Source organism: Pelomonas sp. Root1217 (assembly GCF_001425705.1).
Classification (GTDB): domain Bacteria; phylum Pseudomonadota; class Gammaproteobacteria; order Burkholderiales; family Burkholderiaceae_C; genus Pelomonas.
On sequence record NZ_LMDC01000002.1, the window covers coordinates 50023 to 71995 of the forward strand.

The 21973-nt window shown below is 66.9% G+C and carries 21 protein-coding genes; 13 read left to right on the top strand and 8 right to left on the bottom strand.

Features of this window, described 5'->3' with window-relative positions; translation table 11 throughout:
* The gene (locus ASC95_RS07335; RefSeq protein WP_369820593.1) at positions 1–1101 is read right to left on the bottom strand and encodes a YeeE/YedE family protein; all 1101 of its coding nucleotides are present in this window, start codon (positions 1099–1101) and stop codon (positions 1–3) included.
* A gap of 120 nt (positions 1102–1221) precedes the next feature.
* Between ASC95_RS07335 and ASC95_RS07340 the strand changes: the two genes are divergently transcribed.
* Entirely contained in the window at positions 1222–1578 is a 357-nt protein-coding gene (locus ASC95_RS07340) for a helix-turn-helix transcriptional regulator (protein ID WP_057297123.1), read from the top strand.
* 202 nt (positions 1579–1780) lie between these two features.
* Here the strand turns inward: ASC95_RS07340 and petA are convergent, their stop codons facing one another.
* From petA to ASC95_RS07350, 3 genes are all read right to left on the bottom strand, one after another.
* The gene (gene petA / locus ASC95_RS07345) at positions 1781–2407 is read right to left on the bottom strand and encodes a ubiquinol-cytochrome c reductase iron-sulfur subunit (RefSeq protein WP_057297124.1); all 627 of its coding nucleotides are present in this window, start codon (positions 2405–2407) and stop codon (positions 1781–1783) included.
* A gap of 77 nt (positions 2408–2484) precedes the next feature.
* The gene (locus ASC95_RS29790) at positions 2485–2634 is read right to left on the bottom strand and encodes a DUF3149 domain-containing protein (RefSeq protein WP_082567581.1); all 150 of its coding nucleotides are present in this window, start codon (positions 2632–2634) and stop codon (positions 2485–2487) included.
* A 183-nt stretch (positions 2635–2817) separates the two neighbouring features.
* Positions 2818–3177: a metalloregulator ArsR/SmtB family transcription factor gene (locus tag ASC95_RS07350; RefSeq protein WP_057297159.1), complete on the bottom strand. Its 360-nt coding sequence runs from the start codon at positions 3175–3177 to the stop codon at positions 2818–2820.
* Positions 3178–3320: 143 nt separating this feature from the next.
* Here ASC95_RS07350 and ASC95_RS07355 point away from each other — a divergent pair, with 143 nt between their 5' ends.
* The 6 genes from ASC95_RS07355 to ASC95_RS07380 all read left to right on the top strand — a co-directional run bounded on the left by ASC95_RS07355 (position 3321) and on the right by ASC95_RS07380 (position 11045).
* Entirely contained in the window at positions 3321–4361 is a 1041-nt protein-coding gene (locus ASC95_RS07355) for an efflux RND transporter periplasmic adaptor subunit (RefSeq protein ID WP_057297125.1), read from the top strand.
* Positions 4361–7588: an efflux RND transporter permease subunit gene (locus ASC95_RS07360; protein ID WP_057297126.1), complete on the top strand. Its 3228-nt coding sequence runs from the start codon at positions 4361–4363 to the stop codon at positions 7586–7588. Before ASC95_RS07355 ends, ASC95_RS07360 begins: the two co-directional genes overlap by 1 nt.
* Positions 7585–7794 (top strand): DUF2892 domain-containing protein, encoded by a 210-nt coding sequence (locus tag ASC95_RS07365; protein WP_057297127.1) that lies wholly within the window; start codon positions 7585–7587, stop codon positions 7792–7794. Before ASC95_RS07360 ends, ASC95_RS07365 begins: the two co-directional genes overlap by 4 nt.
* Positions 7795–7919: 125 nt before the next feature.
* Positions 7920–8888, top strand: coding sequence for a S1C family serine protease (locus tag ASC95_RS07370; RefSeq protein WP_162250732.1), 969 nt, complete (start codon positions 7920–7922; stop codon positions 8886–8888).
* 67 nt (positions 8889–8955) lie between these two features.
* Entirely contained in the window at positions 8956–9789 is an 834-nt protein-coding gene (locus ASC95_RS07375) for a polysaccharide deacetylase family protein (RefSeq protein ID WP_082567582.1), read from the top strand.
* On the top strand, positions 9786–11045 hold the full coding sequence (locus ASC95_RS07380) for a putative glycoside hydrolase (protein ID WP_057297129.1): 1260 nt from the start codon (positions 9786–9788) through the stop codon (positions 11043–11045). The genes ASC95_RS07375 and ASC95_RS07380 overlap by 4 nt, the downstream gene beginning before the upstream one ends.
* A 117-nt stretch (positions 11046–11162) precedes the next feature.
* Here the strand turns inward: ASC95_RS07380 and ASC95_RS07385 are convergent, their stop codons facing one another.
* Genes ASC95_RS07385 through ASC95_RS07400 form a run of 4 tightly spaced genes read right to left on the bottom strand, consistent with a single transcriptional unit; the run spans position 11163 to position 14931 of the window.
* Positions 11163–11870 (bottom strand): ABC transporter ATP-binding protein, encoded by a 708-nt coding sequence (locus ASC95_RS07385; protein WP_057297130.1) that lies wholly within the window; start codon positions 11868–11870, stop codon positions 11163–11165.
* A complete protein-coding gene (locus ASC95_RS07390; protein WP_057297131.1) occupies positions 11863–13092 on the bottom strand; it encodes an FtsX-like permease family protein in 1230 nt (409 codons plus the stop codon). The genes ASC95_RS07385 and ASC95_RS07390 overlap by 8 nt, the downstream gene beginning before the upstream one ends.
* Positions 13089–14288, bottom strand: a complete 1200-nt coding sequence (locus tag ASC95_RS07395) for an efflux RND transporter periplasmic adaptor subunit (RefSeq protein ID WP_057297132.1) — start codon at positions 14286–14288, stop codon at positions 13089–13091. Before ASC95_RS07395 ends, ASC95_RS07390 begins: the two co-directional genes overlap by 4 nt.
* A gap of 4 nt (positions 14289–14292) precedes the next feature.
* Entirely contained in the window at positions 14293–14931 is a 639-nt protein-coding gene (locus ASC95_RS07400; RefSeq protein ID WP_235537785.1) for a universal stress protein, read from the bottom strand.
* A 31-nt stretch (positions 14932–14962) separates the two neighbouring features.
* Between ASC95_RS07400 and ASC95_RS07405 the strand changes: the two genes are divergently transcribed.
* The 6 genes from ASC95_RS07405 (at position 14963) to ASC95_RS07425 (ending at position 21863) form a co-directional block, all read left to right on the top strand.
* Positions 14963–15358, top strand: a complete 396-nt coding sequence (locus tag ASC95_RS07405) for a hypothetical protein (protein ID WP_235537771.1) — start codon at positions 14963–14965, stop codon at positions 15356–15358.
* Positions 15359–15461: 103 nt separating this feature from the next.
* A complete protein-coding gene (locus ASC95_RS07410) occupies positions 15462–16325 on the top strand; it encodes a universal stress protein (protein ID WP_057297134.1) in 864 nt (287 codons plus the stop codon).
* A gap of 13 nt (positions 16326–16338) precedes the next feature.
* Positions 16339–16545, top strand: a complete 207-nt coding sequence (locus ASC95_RS32445; protein WP_082567585.1) for a poly-beta-hydroxybutyrate polymerase N-terminal domain-containing protein — start codon at positions 16339–16341, stop codon at positions 16543–16545.
* 393 nt (positions 16546–16938) lie between these two features.
* On the top strand, positions 16939–17628 hold the full coding sequence (locus ASC95_RS07415; protein ID WP_057297135.1) for a FadR/GntR family transcriptional regulator: 690 nt from the start codon (positions 16939–16941) through the stop codon (positions 17626–17628).
* Positions 17629–17810: 182 nt separating this feature from the next.
* A complete protein-coding gene (locus ASC95_RS07420; protein ID WP_057297136.1) occupies positions 17811–18545 on the top strand; it encodes a PEP-CTERM sorting domain-containing protein in 735 nt (244 codons plus the stop codon).
* A 255-nt stretch (positions 18546–18800) separates the two neighbouring features.
* Positions 18801–21863 (top strand): TonB-dependent receptor, encoded by a 3063-nt coding sequence (locus ASC95_RS07425; RefSeq protein WP_057297137.1) that lies wholly within the window; start codon positions 18801–18803, stop codon positions 21861–21863.
* The last annotated feature ends 110 nt before the right edge of the window (positions 21864–21973 follow it).

The following is a 21973-nucleotide window of genomic DNA, read 5'->3' on the forward strand; positions in this document are numbered from 1 at the left end:
TCAGACCCGGTCCAGGCGCCACTCCTGATAGCGCAGGCCCAGCACGGCACCCGCCACCATGGCTGCCACAGCGATGACGCTGCCCAGAGACAGCGTCGACACGCCGGTGATGCCCTGGCCGATGGTGCAGCCCATCGCGACGATGCCGCCCACACCCATGCAGACGGCTCCAGCGAGGTGCAGGCCCAGGTCCCCCACGTTCCCGAAACCCTCCCAGCGAAAACTCCCTTCGCGCCAAGCCATCAGCGCGGCGCCAACGACGATGCCAGCGACGCTGACGATGCCAAGCGTCAGGGTCTTGGACTGGTCGCTGAACAGCAGCAGCCAGTCCAGCGCATAGGCGATGGGCGCGATAGTGCTGAGCGACTCCATGTGTCGCGAGTTCGTCGCCAGGTAGACGGGCTCCAGCGTGCGTGGGTCCTCGGGCAGAAAGCCCAGATGGCCAGACACCCACCAAAGCGCCGAGATCAGCAGGCCGGCGCCAAGGCCGGCCAGCCAGACGTCGGGCATGCGGCCCTCGCGAGCTTTCAGCACCCAGGCCAGCAACGCAGTGGCGATCAAGGCGACGGCGCCCCCCGTCCAGGGACCGAGGGCCCCGTGGAACTCGGTCGCCAGCACGGTAGGCAGGGCCTGCCCGCCGGGCAGCTCGAAATAGACCTTCTCGAGGGTGGCGACGCGCAGCACGGCCGTCAGCCCGCGCAGGGTGGCACCCGCCGCAATGGCAGCCACCAGGAGCACCACCAACGACTTCAGGTTTCCCGCGCCCAGGCGCACCAGGTTGCGGCTGATGCAGCCCGAGCTGAGCACCATGCCGAAACCGAAGACCACGCCGCCCAGCACGGCGGACAGCCACAGCACCCGCGGCCCGGTGTAGATGCTGTCAGCCGGGTTCAGCTGACCCAGCAAAGCCATGCCGTTGAAAACAAGCATCGCGACTGCGCCGGCGAGCACCCACATGCGGGCACGCCGCCAGTCCCCCATCGTGTAGATGTCGGAGATGGCGCCCATGGTGCAGAAGCGCGTGCGCTGGCAAAGCGCACCGAACAGCACGGACAGGCCAAAGGCTGCCCAGAGCACCTGATGCGTGAGAGCGGGCAGCATTGATTCGTCCATGGCGTCAACTTGGCGCGAGTGAGTCGGCCGCCGCATTCTGCATTGGGGATGCCAAGCATCGGCGCTTGCTGATACAGTGATTTTCCGTAGTTCAATCCTGCTGCCGCGATGAACGCTGCCAACGAGGAAGATCGAGTCTTCGAGTCTGCCGCCGAGCTGTTCGGCGTGCTGGCCACGCCGATCCGGCTGAAGATCATCAGCGCGGTCTGCCATGGCGAGCGCAATGTCTCGGAGCTGTTGGCGCAGATCGCCACCACCCAGCCCAACATGTCCCAGCATCTGTCGACGCTGTATCGTGCAGGCGTGCTGGGCCGGCGACGCGAGGGCACCCAGGTCTACTACCGCCTGCAAAGCGAGAAGGTGGCCATGCTGTGCCGCGCGGTATGCACCCAGCTTGCGATGGAGCTCGATGGCGACGAAGCCGTGCCCGCCGAGGACCGCTTGCTTGTTGGCGGACTGCGCTGACGCGCATGAACGCCAGCGCCGGGCCACCTCGCGGCCACCAACGCCGTCAACGCTGGCCGGCCTGAAAGGGTGAGCGGGAATCCGGCGCGGTCGGGAGGGTTTTCCAAAGCGCCCGATCTAGGCGCGAAGCACGGTCATAGCTCGGGCCACGGCGAGCAGTTGCACTGATGGCCTTCTCCCCGCAAAGCACCGCATGATGTCTTCAGGCTGCGGCGTCGTCGCCGATGAGGATTCGTGTGTCACCCGCATAGTGGTGCGGCGGGATCTCCAGGTTGGTCGGCGCCGGCTTGTTCTTGAATACGCGGCCTGAGATATCGAAGGTGGAGCCATGGCAGGGGCAGAAGAAGCCGCCGGGCCAGTCGGCAGGCAGGCTGGGGTTGCTGGCACCCTGAGGCGCGTTGCTGGGCGAGCAGCCCAGGTGGGTGCAGATGCCGATGGCAACGAAGATCTCGGGCCGGATGGAGCGCGCCGCGTTCTTCGCGTAGGCCGGTTGCTGGTCCCGTTCGGACTGCGGATCGACCAAGTCGGCGTCGTGGCCTTGCAGCAGGGCCATCGCCTCCGGCGTGCGCCGCACGACCCACACCGGCTTGCCGCGCCACTCCACCGTCTTCACGCCACCGGGCGGGATGTCTGCGATGTCCACCTCCACCGGGCCGCTTGCCGCCCTGGCACGCTCGCTCGGAGCGAACGACGACACGAAAGGGATCGCAGTGGCGGCGGCAGTCACGCCGCCTGCGGCCGCGGTCGCCAGGAGCCAGGCGCGCCGTTGCGGGTCGCCTGGCGCAGCGCTGCAGGCCGTGCAACCGGACGGTTGGAGTATTGCGTTCATGGTGGAGTCCTTGGGGCGGTTGACGGTGCCGGCTCGGGCGTCGTGTCATCGGCCGTGCCGATGACACCGACTTGCGCTCAGTGAGGCCCGTCGTTGCGGAGTTCATCCGCGCGCATGTGCTTGACGAAGTAGCGGACGAAGAACCCGCCCATCCCGAACATGAACAGCAGTACGGCAGCACTCAGCAGGCCGGCATCGCTGGTGAAGAGATCCTTGAACACGCTCATGACGCACTCCTTGTTGAGATGGCGTGCGTTGATTCGATGCCTCCCGGCAACGCGCTGCTTTGAGCCATCTCAAGGACTGGTCACTGCGGCGCACTAAGCTGGCTTGCCATGGTTCGCGTCGCCACAGACCTCGCATGAACGCCGCCACCCTTGCCGACCTGAGGCGATCACGCCATGCCTGCGTCACCCGCTCCTACGTGTGGCGCGAACGCCCTTCATGAAACTGCTTCGCTGCGACGCCTGGCGCTCCATCTGCCGGCCGATGTTGCCGCAGACGAGATCGCACAGTGCATAGACGGACTCGTCCGCAATGCTGTAGAAGACCGCAGAACCTCGCCCTTCGCGCTGCACCAGGCCCTGCTGCATCAACACGGACAGGTGCCGGGAAATATTGGCCGACGTGAAGCCGCAGGCCTGCGCGAGTTCGCCCACGTTGCGCTCGCCCTGGCGCAGCAGGTTGAGGATCTGCAGCCGGGTCGGCTCGGACAAGGCCTGGAAATAGGCGGCCACCTGGAGAAGAGCTTCGTCGGTCAGGCCTTGCATGGATGGGCAGGAGAGCTGAGATGCCTCTGCATCATGCCCGATCTGCAGCTTCACTTCCTCGTTGCTCATGTTGCCACTTGACTATTTAGCTACGTAGTTAAATACTAAAGGCATTCGACTGTCTTGTCATCCCTGGAGAAACCATGCCGATCAGGTCCCGCCCGCTGCTCCGTGCCGCGCTCTCGTGGGCACTGGGCGCCGCCGTCACGGCCAGCCACGCCGCTGGCGCGCCGGCCATCTGGACCGTGACGCCAGTGGCAAACACTGCCCTGACCGGCTATGACGGGACGGTCGAGGCGGTGCGGCAGACGGTACTGGCTTCCCAGGTCGCCGGCGCGGTCGTCGGCCTGCCAATCAAAGCCGGAGACCGCGTGAAGGCCGGCCAACTGCTGGTGCGCCTGGATGCCCGTGCTGCCGAGCAGCAGGCCGGCGCCGCCGTTGCCCACGTCCAGGCGGCCAGGGCTGCACAGGACGCCGCCACCTCGGAGGTGAAGCGCCAGCGGCAGCTGTTCCAGAGCCACTTCATCAGCCAGGCTGCCCTGGACCACGCGGAAGCACAGTACAAGGCGGCCACCGCCCAGGCCGAGGCCCAGGTGGCGTCGGCCCAGGCGGCCCGCACCGAGACGGGCTACTTCGCGGTGAAGGCGCCTTACGACGGCATCGTGACCGACGTGGCCGTGATGCTGGGCGACATGGCCCAGCCGGGCCGGGCCCTGCTCACGCTATTCGACCCGACGACCTTGCGCGTTGCCGTGGCTGTACCTGAGTCGACGGCCTTGCTGCTGAAGGCGCTGCCGGTGCAGGCGCCCGCCGTGGAGCTGGCCGGCCAGCCGGGGCGGCTGCTGTCCCCCGTGCACTGGGAAGTGTTGCCCGCGGCGGACCCGGCAACGCACACGGTGACCGTGCGGCTGGACCTGCCGGCCGGCAGCCTTGCAGCGCCGGGCAGCTTCGCCCGCGCCTGGCTGCCCGGGGCCGCGGCAACCGCACGCATCCTGGTGCCTACGCAGGCCCTGGTCCAACGCGCTGAATTCAAGGGCGTCTACGTGGTGGGCGGCGACGGCCGCGCTCTGTTGCGGCAGGTGCGCACCGGCCCTGCCCTGGGCGACCAGACCGAGGTCTTGTCCGGGCTGAAGCTGGGCGAGCGCGTGGCGCTGGACCCCCAGGCAGCGGCGCGGAGGCCTTGATGAGCACTGAACTCGGCGTCTCAGGCCGCATCGCCCGCTTCTTCCAGTCGGCCCAGATCACGCCGCTGCTGGCTCTGGTGGCCCTGTTGCTGGGCTTCTTCGCCGTGGCCGTCACGCCTCGCGAGGAGGAGCCGCAGATCAACGTGACGATGGCCAACGTGCTCATCCCCTTCCCCGGTGCCGCCGTGCGGGACGTGGAGCAGATGGTGGCCGGCCCGGCCGAGCAGGTGCTGTCGCAGATCGCGGGCATCGAGCATGTGATGAGCGTCTCGCGCCCGGGCCTGGCCATCCTGACCGTGCAGTTCAAGGTCGGCGTGCCGCGCACCGAGGCGCTGGTGCGGCTGTACGACGCAGTCAACGCCAATGCCGACTGGCTGCCGCGCGGCCTGGGCGTCGGCGCGCCACTCGTCAAGCCCAAGGGCATCGACGATGTGCCCATTGTCACGCTGACGCTGTTTTCCAAAGACGCGCAGACGGGCGCCTTCGACCTGGAGCGCGTCGCGCACAGCATCGAGGCTGACCTCAAGCGGGTGCCCGGCACCCGCGAGGTGGCCACGCTGGGCGGCCCGGGCCGCGTCATCCGCGTCGAGATCGAGCCGACGCGCCTGGCCGCCGCAGGCGTGACCGTGGCGGACCTGCGCCAGGCCCTGCAGTCGGCCAACCTGGCCGCGCCCGTGGGCCAGCTGCTGGCCGGCGACCGCGCCGTGGACGTCGAGGCCGGACCCTTCCTGCGCGATGCCCAGGAGTTGGCCCAGATCGTCGTGGGCGTGCGCGCCGGGCGGCCGGTCTTTCTCGGCGACCTGGCGCACCTCGTGGACGGCCCACCGCCCGCGCAGCGCTACGTCTGGCACGGCACGGCCGGCAAGGACGCGGCCGAGCATCCCGCCGTCACGCTGACGATCACCAAGAAGCCGGGCGAGAACGCCATCCGCGTGGCCGATGCGGTCATGCAGCGCGTGGCCGAACTGCGCAACACCGTCATCCCGGCGGGCGTGGAAGTGGCCGAGACGCGCAACTACGGCGCCTCGGCCAACGACAAGGCCATGAAGCTCATCCAGAAGCTGATGTTCGCCACCGCCTCGGTCGTGGCCCTGGTGTTCATCGCGCTGGGCCGGCGCGAGGCGGCCATCGTCGGCAGCGCCGTCGTGCTGACGCTGACCGTCACGCTGTTTGCGTCCTGGGCCTGGGGCTTCACGCTCAACCGGGTGTCGCTGTTCGCGCTGATCTTCTCCATCGGCATCCTGGTGGACGACGCCATCGTCGTCGTCGAGAACATCCACCGCCACATGGCGCTGCACCCGGACAAGACGCTGCTGCAGTTGATCCCCGGCGCCGTGGACGAAGTCGGCGGCCCCACCATCCTGGCCACGCTGACCGTCATCGCCGCGCTGCTGCCCATGGCCTTCGTCAGCGGGCTGATGGGGCCGTACATGAGCCCCATCCCCATCAACGCCAGCATGGGCATGCTGCTGTCGCTGGCCATCGCCTTCATCGTGACGCCCTGGCTGGCGCGGCTGTGGCTCGAGCATGACGGGCGCGCCGGTGCCGCCGGCCATGGCCTCGCGGCGAAGCTGGGGCCGCTCTTCGGGCGCGTGTTCCGGCCGCTGCTGGACGATGCTCGCGGCCAGCGCAACCGCCGCCTGCTCGGCCTGAGCGTGGCGGCGCTGATCGCCGTGTCGCTGGCGCTGCCGGCCCTCGGCCTGGTGGTGCTGAAGATGCTGCCCTTCGACAACAAGTCCGAGTTCCAGGTCATCGTCGACATGCCGGCCGGCACGCCGCTGGAGCGGACCGCCGCGGTACTGCACGAGCTGGGCGCCTACTTGGCCCAGCAGCCCGAGGTCACGGACTACCAAGCCTATGCCGGCACGGCAGCGCCGATCAACTTCAACGGGCTGGTGCGCCAGTACTACCTCCGTGCCGGCGGCGAGATCGGTGACCTGCAGGTCAACCTCGTCGACAAGCACCACCGCAGCCTCCAGAGCCACGCCATTGCGACGCGCATGCGCCCGGCGTTGCAGGCCATCGGCCAACGCCATGGTGCAAACGTGAAAGTGGTCGAGGTGCCGCCCGGCCCGCCCGTGCTGTCCCCCATCGTGGCCGAGGTCTACGGCCCCGACGCCGAAGGCAGGCGCGCGGTGGCAGCCGCCGTGCGTCGGGTGTTCGAGCAAACGGCCGGCGTGGTTGACGTGGACGACTCCGGGATCGCCGTTGCACCCAAGAAGCTGCTGACAGTGGACCGCAGCAAGGCGGCGCTGCTGGGCATCCCGCAGTCGAGCATCGTCGCGACGTTGGGCGCGGGCCTGGCCGGCGAGGCCGCCACCTGGCTGCACGACGCCAGCAAGTACCCGGCCGCTGCCCTCATCCAACTGCCCGCGGAGCGCCACGGCGACCTGGACACATTGCTGCAACTGAGCGTGCGCACCAGCGCGGGCGGCCTGGTACCCATCCGCGAACTGGTGCGCGTGACGGACAGCCAGCGCGAGCAGCCGCTCTTCCACAAGGACGGCCTGCCGGTGCATTTCGTCACCGGCGACATGGCCGGTGCGCTGGACAGCCCGCTGTACGGCATGTTCAAGATGCGCGGCGCGCTGGCCGCCATCGTCACGCCCGGTGGCGGCGCGCTGACAGAGGCCTTCATCCAGCCGCCCAGCGACGCCTGGCGCGACTACACGCTGAAATGGGACGGCGAGTGGCAGGTCACCTACGAGACCTTCCGCGACATGGGCGCCGCCTACGCGGTGGGCCTGGTGCTGATCTACCTGCTGGTCGTCGCGCAGTTCGGCTCGTATCTCACACCGCTCATCATCATGGCGCCCATCCCGCTGACGCTGGCGGGCGTGATGCCGGGGCACGCGCTGCTGGGTGCGCAGTTCACCGCCACCAGCATGATCGGCATGATCGCGCTGGCCGGCATCATCGTGCGCAACTCCATCCTGCTGGTGGACTTCATCCGGCTGGAGGTGTCGCAGGGCCGTCCGCTGAAGGAAGCCGTCGTGCACTCGGCCGCCACGCGTGCACAGCCCATCGTGCTGACCGGCCTGGCGGCCATGCTGGGCGCCTTCTTCATCCTGGACGACCCCATCTTCAACGGCCTGGCGATCTCGCTGATCTTCGGCATCCTGGTCAGCACGCTGCTGACCCTGGTCGTCATTCCCCTGCTCTATTTCATCGCCTATCGCAACTCGGCGGCAGTGTCGCCGCCCCTTGAACCTAGGAGAGTGTCATGACCTCATGGCAGATCGTCCGGCTGTTCGCCGGCAGCTTCATCCTGATCTCGCTGGCCCTGGGCGTGCCCGGCAGCCCGGTCTTCGTCAGCCCCTGGTGGCTGGCCTTCACAGCCTTCGTCGGCGCCAACCTGCTGCAGAGCGCGCTCACGCGCTGGTGCCCGCTGGAGATCATCCTGCGCCGGCTGGGCGTGAAGCCCGGATGCTGACCCATCTGCGTCGACGACCTTCTGACCCCTGTCGGCGAGCCCGGCGCCTGGCTTGACACGCGTCAAGCGGCCTCGAGCCGTGGCGCGGTACGTTTCGGGCCATGATGACGCGCCGATGCTTCGCCTTGTTGCTCGCCAGCGCCCTGGGAGCGCAGACGCACGCGGTGTACGCGGCCGATCCACCGCGCCGGTCTCCTGCGATGACCCGCCCATCGAGCCTCGCCGCCGGTTTCCAGCGCGGCGCTGCATGGAGCGTCAGCATCTTCATGTTCGTGCCCGGGGAGGAAGAGCCGCACGTGGGTTCGGGCTTCTTCATCGATGACAAGGGCGTTGTCGCTACGGCGGCCCATCTGGTGGGTGAGGCCCGGCAGATCCTCGTCGCGCTGCCCGACAAACGCGTGCTTGCGGCCGAGCTGGAGGGGTTGAACGAGAACGCCGATATCGCGCTGTTGCGCATCACTCCGCCGCCCCGGGTGCATCCCGTCTTCGGCCGGCCAGGCAGTCTGCGCGTCGGCGACTGGGTCATGGCCGTCGGCCAGCCATTCGGACTCGAGCGCTCGGTGGCTGTTGGCGTCGTCAGTGGCAAGGACAGGCACTTCAGCGATGACGGCGAGCTGATGTTCATCCAGAGCGACGTGGCACTGAACCCCGGCAACTCGGGTGGCCCTTTGCTGGACGCCGCCGGCGCGATCGTCGGCATGAATGCCCGCACGATCGTCGGCCCCGTCGGTACGCCCGGCGCGAGCCTGGCCATTCCCATCGAGATCGTCCTGCAGGTCGCCGGCGAGTTGCGCCGCGACAGCGACGCGCCGGCCCGCCCGCGCCTGGGCGTCCAGTTCGACGACGTACCGCCGTTGACAGCGTGGTCCGCTGGGCGGCCAGACACGAGCGGCGCACTCATTCTTTCCGTTCCCCGCGGTAGTCTGGGCGAGCAGTTGCAGCTGCGTGCGGGCGACATCGTGACGACGATGAATGGCCGGCCCATCGGCGGCAGTTCAGATCTGGTCACCGCCCTCCTCGCGTGGCGTAAGTTGTCCGACACCAGCATCGTGGTTCAGCGTGCCGGCAAGGAACTGGTCCTGGGGCGGGAATGATGGCTTGGACCGCCCGCCCGGCCGGGAGCCCAGCACCCGCTGGTGTTCGGCCACGAGCGGAAGAGGCATGACCACGCACGCGTTGGCTTCGCACGTCGACCGCCGGCGGCGCGCGCTGACGCTGGCCCTCGCCTGCGGCCCCGCTCTGGTGCCCGCCGCGTTTGCCGCCACGGCAGCCCCACGCGTTCCTATCCTTGTCTATCACCGCTTCGCGTCGCGGATGCTGGACAGCATGACCGTGCGCATCGCTAACTTCGAGGACCACCTGCATGTGCTGCACCAGCTGGGCTGCCAAGTGATCTCTTTGGCTGCCTGGGTAGCCTGGCGCCTCGGTCGGGAACGCGGCGAGCGCGTATCCCTGCCGCCACGGGCCGTCGTCCTGACCGCCGACGACGGGCACCGATCGCAATTCGAGGTCATGGCCCCGCTGCTGCGCGAACGTGGCTGGCCTGTCACGCTCTTCGTCTATCCGTCGGCGATCTCGAACGCCAGCTACGCGATGACCTGGGCGCAGTTGCAGGAACTGGCCAGCGACCCGCTCCTCTCCGTGCAGTCGCATACCTACTGGCACCCGAACCTGGTGCGGGACCGGCAGCGCATGCCCCCAACCGCCTTCCAGCGCTTCGCGGCCAGCCAGCTTGCACGATCCCGGGACACGCTTGAGTTGCGCCTCGGTCGCCCAGTCACCCTGCTGGCCTGGCCCTTTGGCCTCGGCGACGAGGGTCTGGCGCGGCAGGCACAGCAGGCCGGGTATGAGGCGGCGTTCTCGCTGGGCAACCGTTCGGCAGTGGCTGGCGACTCCCCGTTCGACGTGCCAAGGCACATGATCGTCGACAGCGTCGATGCGCGGCAGCTCGCCGCCCGGCTGGAAGCCGCGTTTGCGGACAAGGCCGCGTCATGAACCGGCTGCTGCGGATTCTGGCGACCGTCACGCTGTGTCTGTGCATGCAGGCGGCCGGCGCGTTGGATGTCGTGGTGCGTGACGCCCAGTCGGGCCGTCCGCTAGGGAACGCCACCGTGGTCGTTGGGTCCAATGAATTCCGCAGTGACGAACAGGGCCGACTCGCAGCCCCGGTCGCGACGGAAGGCACCCTGGTGACAGCCCGCGCGGTGGGCTATGCGCGGTTCCGCAGCGCGGTCGGACCGCCCGGGCCGCTGGTCGTCCCGCTCAAGCCGCTGCGCCCGAAAGCCTTGTACCTGTCGGCCTACGGCGTCGGCAGCGCCACGCTGAGGGGCGACGCGCTGAAGCTCATTGCCGAAACAGAACTCAACGCGCTTGTGATCGACGTCAAGGACGACCGTGGCATCGTGCCCTATCGGAGCCCGGCGCTGGCCGCCGCAGGCCTCGCGCAGCCAGTGATCACCGTCCGCGACATGCAGGCGCTGATGCGAGAGCTTCAGGGCCAGAGCCTGTATCTGATCGCCCGCATCGTCACGTTCAAGGACGATCCCTACGCCGCGGCGCATCCCGCCTGGGCGGTCCACGAAGCCAATGGCGACGTCTGGAAAGATCGTGAGGGCCTCGCGTGGATCGATCCGTTCAGGCGTGAGGCTTGGGAACGCAATCTCGCTTTGGCCGAAGAGGCCGCGGCCCTGGGCTTCGACGAGATCCAGTTCGACTACCTGCGCTTCCCCGACGCCCTTGGGTTGATCTTCGCCGAGCCCGATACGCAGGAGCGCCGCATCGCCGCGATCGGCGACTTCCTGGACGCCGCGCGGCGCCGGCTCGCCCGATACAACGTCTTCATCGCCGCCGACGTCTTCGGCTATGTGGCCTGGAATCGGGACGACACGCACATCGGCCAGCATCTCGAATCCATCATGCCCCACGTGGACTACCTGTCACCCATGCTCTACCCGTCGGGTTTCACCTTCGGCATACCGGGGCATCGCGACCCGGTGGCCGCGCCCTACGAGATCGTGCATCACAGCTTGCAACGGGCACTGGAGCGCACAGGGCTGCCGGGCATGCGGTTGCGCCCGTGGCTGCAGGCCTTCCGCGACTACGCATTTGACCGGCGGCTTTTCGGCGAGCGCGAGATCCGGCTGCAGATCGACGCCGCTGACGCCCTGGGCACGGACGGCTGGATGCTGTGGAACGCGAGCAACCGTTACCAGGAAGACGGCCTGGACCGCGACGAGCCGCCTCGGCCATGAATCCGCGCGCCCACCGGACTGGCCAACCGGCTTCTGGCCGACCTCCTGGCCGAATCCGCCCCGACCTGGCAGATGGCGGTCGGCAGCCGCGCAATGCAACGGCCCGCGCTGGCCGGGTCAGTGATTGGCGCCGACGAGGGCGCCGTCCACGACTTCAATCGTCCGGTCGCAACGCTGCGCCAGCGACGGGTTGTGTGTCACGAACAGGACGGCAGTGCCCTGAGATCGATTGACGCTTCTCAGCAGGTCGAAGACGACGCCAGCGGACTTGGTGTCGAGATTGCCGGTGGGCTCGTCGGCCAGCAGCACGGCGGGGCGCATCGCCAGCGCACGCGCCACGGCGACGCGTTGCTGCTCGCCGCCGCTCAGGTGCATGGCGGGGTTGCCGCTGCGGTGGGAAAGGCCCACGCTGTCCAGCAACTCCCGGGCGCGTTCATTCATCGCCCGGTTCGGGAAGCCTGCGTCTCCGAGCATCGGCATCATGACGTTCTCCAGGGCCGTGAACGCGGCGATGAGATGGTGGTACTGGAAGATGAAGCCGATGCTGCGCCCGCGCAGCCGCGTCAGCGCGGCATCGTCGAGCCGCGTCGTTTCCTGTGCGCCGATGCAAAGCCGCCCCGAGGTCGGGCGGTCCAGCAGGCCCACGATGTTGAGCAGCGTGCTCTTGCCGGACCCTGATGGCCCCATCACCGCGCAGAACTCGCCTCTGCGGAGCTCCAGGTCGATGCCGTGCAGCACCTCCACCTCGGCCGGCTGCCCGACGTTGAAGGCCTTGCGCACCTGCTCCAGGCGCACGACAACCTCGTTGCGTCCCTCGTCAGCCACGGATCGCCACCACTGGGTCCAGACGAGCAGCACGCAGTGCCGGTGCCACCGCCGCGAACAGTCCGGTCACGCTGGCCAGCAGCAACGCCGCCACGAAAAGCACTGCGTCCAGCGTGACCGGCACCAGCGGCAGGCCGTCAGGACCGCGGACCAGCTGACGCCACAGCAGCAGCGCCACCGCACCGATCGCCGAGCCCATGGCGGAGCCGGACAGGCCCAGCAACCCGCCCTGAAGCAGGAACAGGCGCAGGATGCGACCGCGCGTCACACCCATCGCGCGCAGGATGCCGATCTCGCGGGACTTCTGCACCACCGAGACGAAAAGCACGCTGGCGATGCCGAACGCCACCGACAGGCCGACGAAGAAGCGGATCGCCGTGTTGGCCGTGATCTGGGCCTGTACCGCGCTGAAGAACTGCGCATTGGTCTTGATCCAGCTGTCCGCCTGAACGCCCGTGCGCGCCGTGATGCGCTGGGCCACTCCCTCGGCACCGTAGATGTCCGCGACCGTCACGTCCAGGCTGGAGACGCCGCCCTGCAGGCCGAGCAGGCTCTGGGCCGTGTGCAGCGCCATATAGGTCGTGCGCTGGTTTGCACCCTTGCTGCCGAGATCGAAGACGCCGCTGATGGAAAAAACGGCGTCCACGCCCGATGCCGCGCTGACATGGAGCTTGTCGCCCACGTCCAGTCCCAGGTCGCTGGCGAGTTCGGTGCCGATGAGAATGTCGCCGGCATTGAGCCGGGTGCCGCCGCGCACGATCTTGTCCGGCAGCGCGACGATGCGGAAATACAGTGCCGGCTCCATGCCCACCACCGTGATGGCCCGGCTGGCCTCTCCGCGCACCACGAGTGCCGGGCCCGTCGCCGATGGAGACACGGTCAGCACCTGCGGCATGGCGCGGATCTGGGCAGCCACGGCTTGCCACTGGTCGATGGATTTCATGCGCTGCAAGGGGGCCTGCTTGATGGCATCCTCCACGACCCCTGGCTGTCCGCCCCGAAGCGCACGCACTGCCTCCTTGGGCGGCAGCAACTGGATGTGTGGCTGGGCGGTCAACACCCTGCGAATGAAGTTCGCCTGCAGCCCGCTGAGAAGCGCGGACATGAAGACGATGACGGCCACGCCGATCGCCACCCCGCCGATGATGAACACGGTCTGCCAGCGGCCTTCGCGCAGAAAGCGCGACGCGACGATCCACTCGAAGGGCTCCCAGTTCCTCATGGCCCTGCGCCCGCCGTCCTGAGCCGCGTGCCTTCGCGCACATGCGCCGAACCGACGACAAGTTGGTCACCCGTTTTCAGGCCTTCCAGCACCTCCACGACGCCCGCGCCGCGCAACCCCAGGCGCACGGCCTGGCGCCTGGCATGGCCGTCCCTTGCCGTCAGTACCCACGGCGAGGCTGTCTCGGCGTCATGCAGCAACTCCAGCGGCACGGCCAGTGTGCCGTCCCGGCGGGCCACTTCGACGTCGACCGACACCGTCATGTCCTGGCGCAGGTAGCCGGGGGGCGCCGGCACGCGCAGCTTCACTTCTACCGACCCGCGCTGCACGTCGACGCCAGGGTTGATGAAGACGACCTCGGCCGCAAAGCGCCGGTCGGCGAATGCGTCCGCCGAGGCCAGGGCTTTCTGACCGACCGCGAGCAGGCCGAGATTCTTTTCGTCGAACTGCACGACCAACTGGCTCTCTCCAGCGGGGGAAAGCACCATCAGTGTCTTGCCCGGCTGGACGACGTCGCCGCGCTCCACGTTGCGGCTGATGAGCACGCCGTCCACCGGCGCCGTGATCGTGGCGTACTGCAGGCGCGCCCGTGCGACGTCCGCGTTGGCGCGGGCCTGGTCGAGGGCCGCTTGTGCGATGGCGTCATCGCTGCCGCCCGCGAGGGTGGTCTCGAGCTGCCTGCGCGCTGCACCGACCTGGGAGTCCGCCAGCTCCACGCCTTTGCGCGCATCGTCCAGCGCGGCCTGGCCAACGAATCCCTGGCGGAACAAGTCCTCCTGGCGGCGCAACTGCGCACGTGCGTTTTCCAGCGTGGCGAGAGCTTGCCGCAACGTCTGCCCGGCAACCGGTCGCTGCACCTCATTGAGCTGCCGCAGCCGCGCTCGGGCCTGGGAGACGGCCACGACGGCTTCGCGCGCCGCCGCCCGCAGTTCGGCGTCATCGAGCTCCACCAGGCGCTGGCCGGCCTTCACAACCTGGCCCTCGTCGACCGGCACGCGCACGACCTTGCCGACGATCTGCGCTCCCACATCCACGCGATGCGGTGCCTCGACCCGGCCCGTGGCCACGACAGTACGCACGAGATCAAGCGGCGCCACGTTCACCGTCTGGACGACCGTGCTGGTCAGCATCGGCATGGCGATCGCCCCGGCGACCACAGCCACAGCGATGGCGGCGCTGATGTAGGCCAGCTTCAAACGATCACTCCCCCCGTACCAACAGAATCGGCACGCTGGCTTGGCGCAGCACCTGCTCGGCATCGCTGCCAAGCAGCATCCGGCGCACGCCCCGGCGCCCGTGCGTGCCAATCACGATCAGCTCGGCCTCCCAGGCAGCAGCCTCCTGCAGCACCTGGTCGCTGACGCGACCGGACAGCATCTCGCGCAGCGCGTCATCCACTTCGACACCCGTCGCCTCGACGCGCTGGCGGGCCTTGGTGAGGATCTCCTGGCCCGCGTCGCGCAGGGAAGGCAGAAACTCTGTCGAATAGCTGCCGAAACCATCGCCTCCGATGGCCACCGACAGGGCATCGAGAACGTGGACGAGTCGAATGCGACCACCGCTCAACTTGGCGATTGCGATGGCTTCCGTCAAACCCTTTTCAGACGTCGTGCTGCCATCGGTTGGAACGAGGATGCGTTGATACATAAATGCCTTCCGGTGACTGCGGCGGCGGCCGTGACACCACCTTAGGGCGGCGTGGCGTATCGCCTGTTGATCGCCATCAAGGCACGCATCGGTTCCGGCCCAGGTCGCCTTCGCGTCAGTCTTGCGGGGCTCGTGGATCGGCGTGAAGCCGGCCATGGCCAGGAAACCGTCGGTGGTGCCCTGTTGCGCCATCAACAAGCAGCGGCTCACACGAATGCATTTGATGCAGCTCAACGCGCTGCCGGGAATCTTCTTTAGGGTGACTCGCCCACTTCGAAGGAATCCCATGTCCACCACCCTTCCCGCGCTTTCTCCGGAAGGCTCGCATATCGGCGTCGCTACGCTGTCGCGGCAATGGAGCGACGGATCGCTTGCTTATGGCCAATGGCTCATGACGCTGCTTGATGCCCAGACGGTGCTGTGCAAGAACATGGAGCGCCACGTGGCGAACCTGATGCAACCCTGGCTGGTGCCTTCGGCACCTTCGCCATCTGCACAGCCGCTGTTTGATGCTGCGCAAGGCCTGGGACTCTTCGGACCTGAGGCCCTGCAGCGTGCCTGGTCTGACTGGGCCCAGGTCTGGGTGGGTGCGCTTCGGCACGACGCTGCTGAGAGCTGAGGAACGGTCCGATCCGGCCCCTTGACATGGGTCAAGGCAGCGGCTGGGGGGATGGCAATCATTGATGCACCAAGCGGCTGGACGGCCGCCAAGGAGATCCAGCATGGGCTATCGAACCATCCTCGTGCACCTCGACCGCGGCAGGCTTGCGAGTGCTCGTATCGCCGCGGCTGCGGCGCTGGCATTGCAGTACGACGCGCATCTGATCGGATTGGCGACGAAGGGCTGGCGCCTGATGCTGACCGAGACGGCCCCCGAACTGGGGGTGGGCCTGAGCGCGGGTCTGGTGGCCTACGAGGACGCTGCGATGCGCGAACTGGACGAACAGGCGCAGGCCTGCGTCGCGAGCTTCGAGGAACAGGTCATGCGGCTGGGCGTGGCGAAATACGAAGGGCGCGTCGGGGAAGGCTATGCCGGCTACGCCATGGCACAGTCCGCCCGCTACTGCGACCTGGCGATCGTCAGCCAGACTGACCCGGATGAGGCCCCGCTCGCCCAACTGCCGCTGCTGCCAGAGGATGTGCTGATGCGCTCGGGCCGGCCGTTGTTGCTGCTGCCGTATAACGGCCAATGGTCGATCGCGCCGGCCGCACGCATCCTGGTGGGTTGGAATGCCAGCCGCGAAGCAGCTCGCGCCATGCATGATGCGCTACCCATGTTCACGAGGGCCAAGAGCGTTGAGGTGGTGGTGTTTGAAACACCTGAGGACGTCAGCATGGATCATGGCGAGGCGCCCGGGGCGGACATCGGGCTCTGGCTGGCTCGCCACGGCGTGACGGTGGACGTGAGGTACGTGCCCGCCAAGGTGGCTGCCGGCGAAGCGCTGCTGTCGCACGCCGCGGACATGGGCGCGGACCTCATCGTGGCGGGCGGCTATGGCCACGCGCGGTGGCGTGAAATCGTGATGGGCGGCGTGACGCGGACGTTGGTGCGCGGTTCTCCGGTGCCCCTGCTGCTTTCGCATTGAGCCGCCTGCGTCAATGAATTCCTACCCGCTGGACGTTGCGCTGAAGGCGAGCATTGGCCGCATCACTCATGGGGTATCGCCCGCGGCGCTTGGCGCGGCGTTTAACGATTGGGCTGGCCATATCTGGCCGCTTCACCTGGAAAGCAATTGTGCTGTCTGGTCGTCCCAACTGCGACCCGGGGCAATTCAGAGGTACATGTGCTCCCGGGACAAAGAATAGGCCCAAGTGATTGATTTACTTGGCATTTTGGATCAGCAGAACCTGGCGGGACTTGCTGAAATCACTTAGATGGTGGGCCGGGGTCACTTGAACATTCAGCGCTAGCACGCATGCATGTTCACTTTTGCGCTTTCGCTGACCTGCGGCCACTCCCTCATCGGCGCCCTGCCCTTGCATTGCGGCAATGAACGCGTCGTCTTACGCAGGGTCGCTGCGGTTGGACACGAATCAAAGCGGGGGCTTCATCAAAGCCCGTTGACCTCCGGCCCCTTGACAGGGTGCGTCAGATCCCACCTCAGCACCACAGATAAAATAAATTTTTCGCTAAATCATTCGAAATAGGGCGAAGTTGGATAGAGTTGGCGCGGACGAAGAAATCGCGACAACGCAGCCATGCTCACTTCTCCCCAAGGCGGCGACCCTCCACGCCAGTACCGGTTGGTTGCGGAGCAGATCCGCAGGTTGATCAGAATGGACAGCATCCGGAGCGGCGCGAGGCTGCCTCCTGAGCGCCAATTGGCAAGTCAGTTTGGGGTGTCCCGCCAGGTAGTGCGCGAGGCCATGATCGCTTTGGAGATTGACGGCCAAGTGGTGATCCGTGGTGGCTCAGGTGTGTACGCCTGCGGAGCTCACAGGGGAAACGCGCTGCCGTCAATGCTGGGCCAGACCTCAGCGGAGCTGATGCAGGCGCGCGTTGTACTTGAGCGCACCATCGTTTCGCTCGCGGCGAATCGCGCCAGCAAATCTGGTTTGCAGCATGTCGAGAAGGCTTTGGACGCGATGCGCGAAGACCTTGCCTGCGGTCTGAACCCTGTAAAGGCAGACCGCCAATTTCACCTTGGCATCGTCGAAATGGCCGGCTGCAATGCGTTGAGTGGGGTGGTGGGAATGCTGTTCGACGGCTCTAGCCCAATTTCCACGGATACGGGTTCACGGCCTGACGCGGCGCGCTGCTGGCAGTTGGCTCTAGCAGAGCACGAGAGCATCTTCCAGGCACTGGAAGCGCGTGACCCGATCACTGCGGATGCAGCTTTGTGCAGCCATCTCCTTGCGTCGCGAAGCCGTTGCAGAGGCGGATTGTGAAGCGCAAAGCCGATGCGATTAAGGCTGACTTCCCGTCCGCTCAGCCTGACGCAGTCCGGAGCACTCAGTGTTTTATTGGTAAGACCACTAGAATGTTTAGCGACACTGGCAATACCAAAATCCGGTTTCTGGCGGCATGGACCCACATGCCTCATTGTGAAAAAACCAACCTAGGAGACAATATGCTGAAGACCTTCCAATATGCCGTCGGCGCGGTTCTGATCGCCGCATCCCAACTGGCCATTGCGGACACGGCCGAAGTCAAGATTTCGAACGTGTCGATGGGTGCGTCGCAGGGCCAGTGGTGGTACTGGTATCCGGGCGGAGACACCGCAGCCGGGACATCCGCTGAACTGTTGAACCCTAGCTTTGCCGATGCAGCCACTGGCGCGCCGGGCACTGCAATGGGCGCATCGGTGACGGACGGCTCCGCTGTAGCACGGGCGCAGCTCAACGCCAGGGATCCGAGCAAGTGGGACATCATGGGCGTGTCGGGCTCCGCTTCGGTGGACGCCAGTGGCGGCCAGGGCGGGTTTGCTTTTGCCAATGTGATTGAACGTTCAATCTTGGTCGGCGGCGCGAACACGACGCTCACAATCTCCGCCACGCTTGACAGCTTCAAAGCCAGTGGTCCGATGTCACAGGCCAACGCCTACATCGAGTTCTGCTTCAACGGCAACTGCGACAACTACACCGAAGCGTTCGTGGACGGCAGTGGTTCCTACACCGGCCCTTCCATCCTCACGGCCAGTTGGACCAGCCCAAGCGCCGGCGATGGTGCCTGGGTCAACGTGCGCTTCGGGCTGACGGCCTCCGTGCAGTCGATGGCTGCCCCAGTGCCGGAGCCCGCGGCGGCGGCGCTGTGGCTCGCAGGCCTGGTCGGCATTGGCGCAATCGTGCGTCGTCGTCGAATCTGACCACTCAGAGGGTCGAAAGTCGCCGCGAGCACCGTCGCGCGGCTTCGACCTGGTATTGCCAAAGTGGTTTTACCAAACAAGCGCCCCTTCCTTGCGCGCCGGATGGGCGCGAGTCAAGCATTCGCGTCGACGGCCGAGCCACTTTGCAGTGACAACGCTGCCAACTCTCATCAGCGCGGCAGCTGCTCAATCGATCGAAGGCCTACCCGCCCTTCTCACACCCCTACAGGCCAAAGAGCCTCAAGAGGAGACAACGTGAACCAGCCCCGTCGAACTGCCATTTCCCTGGCTGCCGCACAGACCGCCCTGCTCTGCAGCGGCATGGCCTTCGCGCAGACACCGCCGGCGCCCGCAGCCGCCGCCAGTGCACCCAAGATCGAGAAGGCCGAGACAGTGATCGTCACAGGCCAGCGCGCGGCCCTGCAATCAGCCCAGAAGATCAAGCAAAACTCCGATGAGATCGTCGACTCGATCGTTGCCGATGACATCGGCAAGCTGCCCGACAAGTCGGTGACCGAAGTGCTGCAACGCATCCCCGGCGTCACCATTGACCGCACGCTCAACCGCGCCGACCCGCAGCAGGGCGTGGGCGACGGCATCCAACATTTCGCGGCCGAAGGCACGGGCGTGTCCATCCGCGGCCTGAGCTATGTGCGCTCGGAACTCAATGGCCGCGACTCGTTCTCGGCCAACGGCGGGCGGGCACTGAGCTTTGAAGACGTGCCGCCAGAGTTGATGGCCGGCGTGGACGTCTACAAGAATCCGTCCGCCGAGCAGATCGAAGGCGCCATCGGCGGACTGGTGAACCTGCGCACGGCACTGCCGTTCGACTACAAGGGCGCCAAGGCCGCCTTCTCGCTGGAGACATCGCGCTCGCAGCTGCGCGGCGGCAAGGCCAAACCCTCCTTCTCCGGCCTGTTGTCCAACCGCTGGGACACCGATCTCGGCCAGGTCGGGGCACTCATCGACGTCGCGCAGTCGGAGATCGCGACGCACAGCGACGGCCTGTCCGTCTCGCCCTATTTCCCGCGCCGCAATGCGGTGGTTGGCGACACCAGCGGCGAACTGCGCTGGATCACGCCCGGTGGTTCCTGGACTGGCAACGACTTCGAGCGCAAGCGCCAGGGCCTGTACGGCGCGCTGCAATGGCGCAAGGACGCCGTCTCCTCCTCGCTGACCTACTTCAAGTCGAAGTACAAGATGCACACGAGCGAGAACGCGTTCTTCCTCGGCACGAACCCAAACACTCTGACCGTCGACGCCGGCGCCACCTTCGATGCGCAAGGCGCTCTGCTCAAGGGCGTGCTGCGCGCGCCGACCGAAGGCGCACCGGCGCCGGACCCAAGTGGCGCCAAGGGCATCGGCTTCGGCACCGACGCGCGCGATTCCGGCCGCACGGCCCAAACCCGCGACATCGCCTGGCATCTGTCGTGGAAAGCAGCCGACAACGTGACGCTGACCTCGGACCTGCAGCACATCAAGGCGACTACCGACGGCTTCGACTACACGGTCGGTATGGGCGGCTACATGCCCAAGCAGACGGTGGACCTGAGCACCTCGCCGCCGAGCTTCATCTTCGACGCCGCCGACCGCGCCTACCTGGCTGACCCGAGCCACTACTACTGGGGCTTCGCGCAGGAGCACCGGGACCATTCCGTGGGCACCGAGAAAGCCTGGCGCGGCGACGTCAGGTACGACTTCGACCACCCGGTGCTGCGCGACCTGCGCTTCGGCCTGCGCCTCACCGAGCGCAAGGGCATCACGCAGTCCACGCATGACAGCGAATGGGCCCAGATCTCCCAGGGCTGGGCGGTTGGCGACAGCTGGCAGCCGCTGAAGCAGTTTGCCTGGCTGAGCGACCCGCGCATGGCGCACGACTACAACCTGCACAACTTTGGCAGCAACTTCTTCAACGGCAAGGTGCCGGCGCCCGCGCCCGTCATCGTGCCGGACATGTCGCTCGCCACCGGCTACCCGGCCAGCTTCGAGAAGTTGCACGGCTACACCCAGCTGGTCTGCAAGGCCACCTGCACCTGGACCCCAGCGCCCTACGGAGACGACAAGGGCATCAACGAACAGGCCGAGCGCACCCAGGCGGTGTATAGCCAGCTGCGCTTCGGTTTCGACGACCTGCCCTATCCGGTGGACGGCAACGTCGGCCTGCGCGTCGTGCGCACCAGCACCACGTCGCTGGGCTACACCCTCTTCACGCCGCCGACGGACCCGCGTCCCGACGTGCCTTTCATTCCCCAGCAGTCCGAAAAGCAGGCGTTCTGGCGTGCCTATACCAACATCCTGCCCAGCCTGAACCTGCGCATGAAGGCCGGCAAGGAGCTGCAGTTCCGCTTCGCACTGTCCCAGGGCATGACGCGGCCGGAGCTGTGGCAGATGCAGGCCTACACGACCTTGTCGCAGAACGTCAACACGCACACGGAGAACGGGCAGCAGGTCCTCGACTCGGTCACCTATACCGGCTCGGCCCGTGGCAACCCGGGCCTGCAGCCGACGCTGTCCAACAACGTTGACCTGACGGCGGAGTACTACTTCGGCCGCGCCAGCTCGCTGACCGTGGCGGTGTTCAACAAGCAGCTGCGCGACGTCATCATCGGCAAGACCTCGTCCTACCGGCTCAACGACACGAAAGGCCAGCCGCATGATTTCCTGATCACGGCGCCGGTCAACGGTGCGAAAGGCCGTTCCAGCGGCATCGAAGTCGGCTACCAGCAGTACTTCGACAAGCTGCCGGGCCTGCTGTCGGGCTTTGGCGTGTCGGGCAACTACACCTACATCGACAGCCGCATGACGATGTACTCGCCGATCAGCGCGCAATGGTGCACGCCCAGCGGCACGGTGGATGCGAACCTCATTCGCGACCTCAACGGCTGCGACACCGACGGCCGCGTGCTCGGCGGCGTGCCATTGACGGGCCTGTCCAAGAACTCCTTCAACCTGGCGCTGCTGTACGACTACGGCCCGCTGTCGGCGCGCGTGGCCTACAGCTGGCGCTCGAAGTATCTGCAGGCCGTCAACGCCTACGGCACGGCCGGCAACGATGGCATCGACCAGAACCCGGCGAGCCCGAACAAGGGCAACTCCTACTCCGTGAACTACGCGCTGCCGACCTGGGGCGGCTCCTACGGCCAGCTCGACATGGGCGTGCACTACAAGTTCAGCGACAACCTGAGCCTCGCGGTCGAAGGGCAGAACCTCAACGACGCGATCTACAGGCAGTACATGCAGCAGGCCATCGGCCTGAAGGAGCGAGCCGCCTTCGCTTCAGGGCGCCGCTACACCCTCCAGGTTCGCTACACCTATTGATCCCGGGCCGGCGCGCAAGTGCTGGCCGGCCCACGCCCGACAGCCTTGCAAGCCTGCAGCCGGCGCTGTTCGCCGCTTCAACTACCACGGCATCGAGCCCGGCCCCGAGA

Excerpts from the sequence above, each read along its gene's own strand:
- ASC95_RS07365 (WP_057297127.1), top strand. The coding sequence starts at position 7,585 with ATGACCTCATGGCAGATCGTCCGGCTGTTCGCCGGCAGCTTCATCCTG.
- ASC95_RS32445 (WP_082567585.1), top strand. The coding sequence starts at position 16,339 with ATGAATTCCTACCCGCTGGACGTTGCGCTGAAGGCGAGCATTGGCCGC.
- ASC95_RS07335 (WP_369820593.1), bottom strand. The coding sequence starts at position 1,101 with ATGCTGCCCGCTCTCACGCATCAGGTGCTCTGGGCAGCCTTTGGCCTG.
- ASC95_RS07410 (WP_057297134.1), top strand. The coding sequence starts at position 15,462 with ATGGGCTATCGAACCATCCTCGTGCACCTCGACCGCGGCAGGCTTGCG.
- ASC95_RS07415 (WP_057297135.1), top strand. The coding sequence starts at position 16,939 with ATGCTCACTTCTCCCCAAGGCGGCGACCCTCCACGCCAGTACCGGTTG.
- ASC95_RS07405 (WP_235537771.1), top strand. The coding sequence starts at position 14,963 with ATGCAGCTCAACGCGCTGCCGGGAATCTTCTTTAGGGTGACTCGCCCA.
- petA (WP_057297124.1), bottom strand. The coding sequence starts at position 2,407 with ATGAACGCAATACTCCAACCGTCCGGTTGCACGGCCTGCAGCGCTGCG.
- ASC95_RS07350 (WP_057297159.1), bottom strand. The coding sequence starts at position 3,177 with ATGCAAGGCCTGACCGACGAAGCTCTTCTCCAGGTGGCCGCCTATTTC.
- ASC95_RS07400 (WP_235537785.1), bottom strand. The coding sequence starts at position 14,931 with ATGGCGCAACAGGGCACCACCGACGGTTTCCTGGCCATGGCCGGCTTC.
- ASC95_RS07420 (WP_057297136.1), top strand. The coding sequence starts at position 17,811 with ATGCTGAAGACCTTCCAATATGCCGTCGGCGCGGTTCTGATCGCCGCA.
- ASC95_RS07355 (WP_057297125.1), top strand. The coding sequence starts at position 3,321 with ATGCCGATCAGGTCCCGCCCGCTGCTCCGTGCCGCGCTCTCGTGGGCA.
- ASC95_RS07360 (WP_057297126.1), top strand. The coding sequence starts at position 4,361 with ATGAGCACTGAACTCGGCGTCTCAGGCCGCATCGCCCGCTTCTTCCAG.
- ASC95_RS07340 (WP_057297123.1), top strand. The coding sequence starts at position 1,222 with ATGAACGCTGCCAACGAGGAAGATCGAGTCTTCGAGTCTGCCGCCGAG.
- ASC95_RS07390 (WP_057297131.1), bottom strand. The coding sequence starts at position 13,092 with ATGAGGAACTGGGAGCCCTTCGAGTGGATCGTCGCGTCGCGCTTTCTG.
- ASC95_RS29790 (WP_082567581.1), bottom strand. The coding sequence starts at position 2,634 with ATGAGCGTGTTCAAGGATCTCTTCACCAGCGATGCCGGCCTGCTGAGT.
- ASC95_RS07375 (WP_082567582.1), top strand. The coding sequence starts at position 8,956 with ATGACCACGCACGCGTTGGCTTCGCACGTCGACCGCCGGCGGCGCGCG.
- ASC95_RS07380 (WP_057297129.1), top strand. The coding sequence starts at position 9,786 with ATGAACCGGCTGCTGCGGATTCTGGCGACCGTCACGCTGTGTCTGTGC.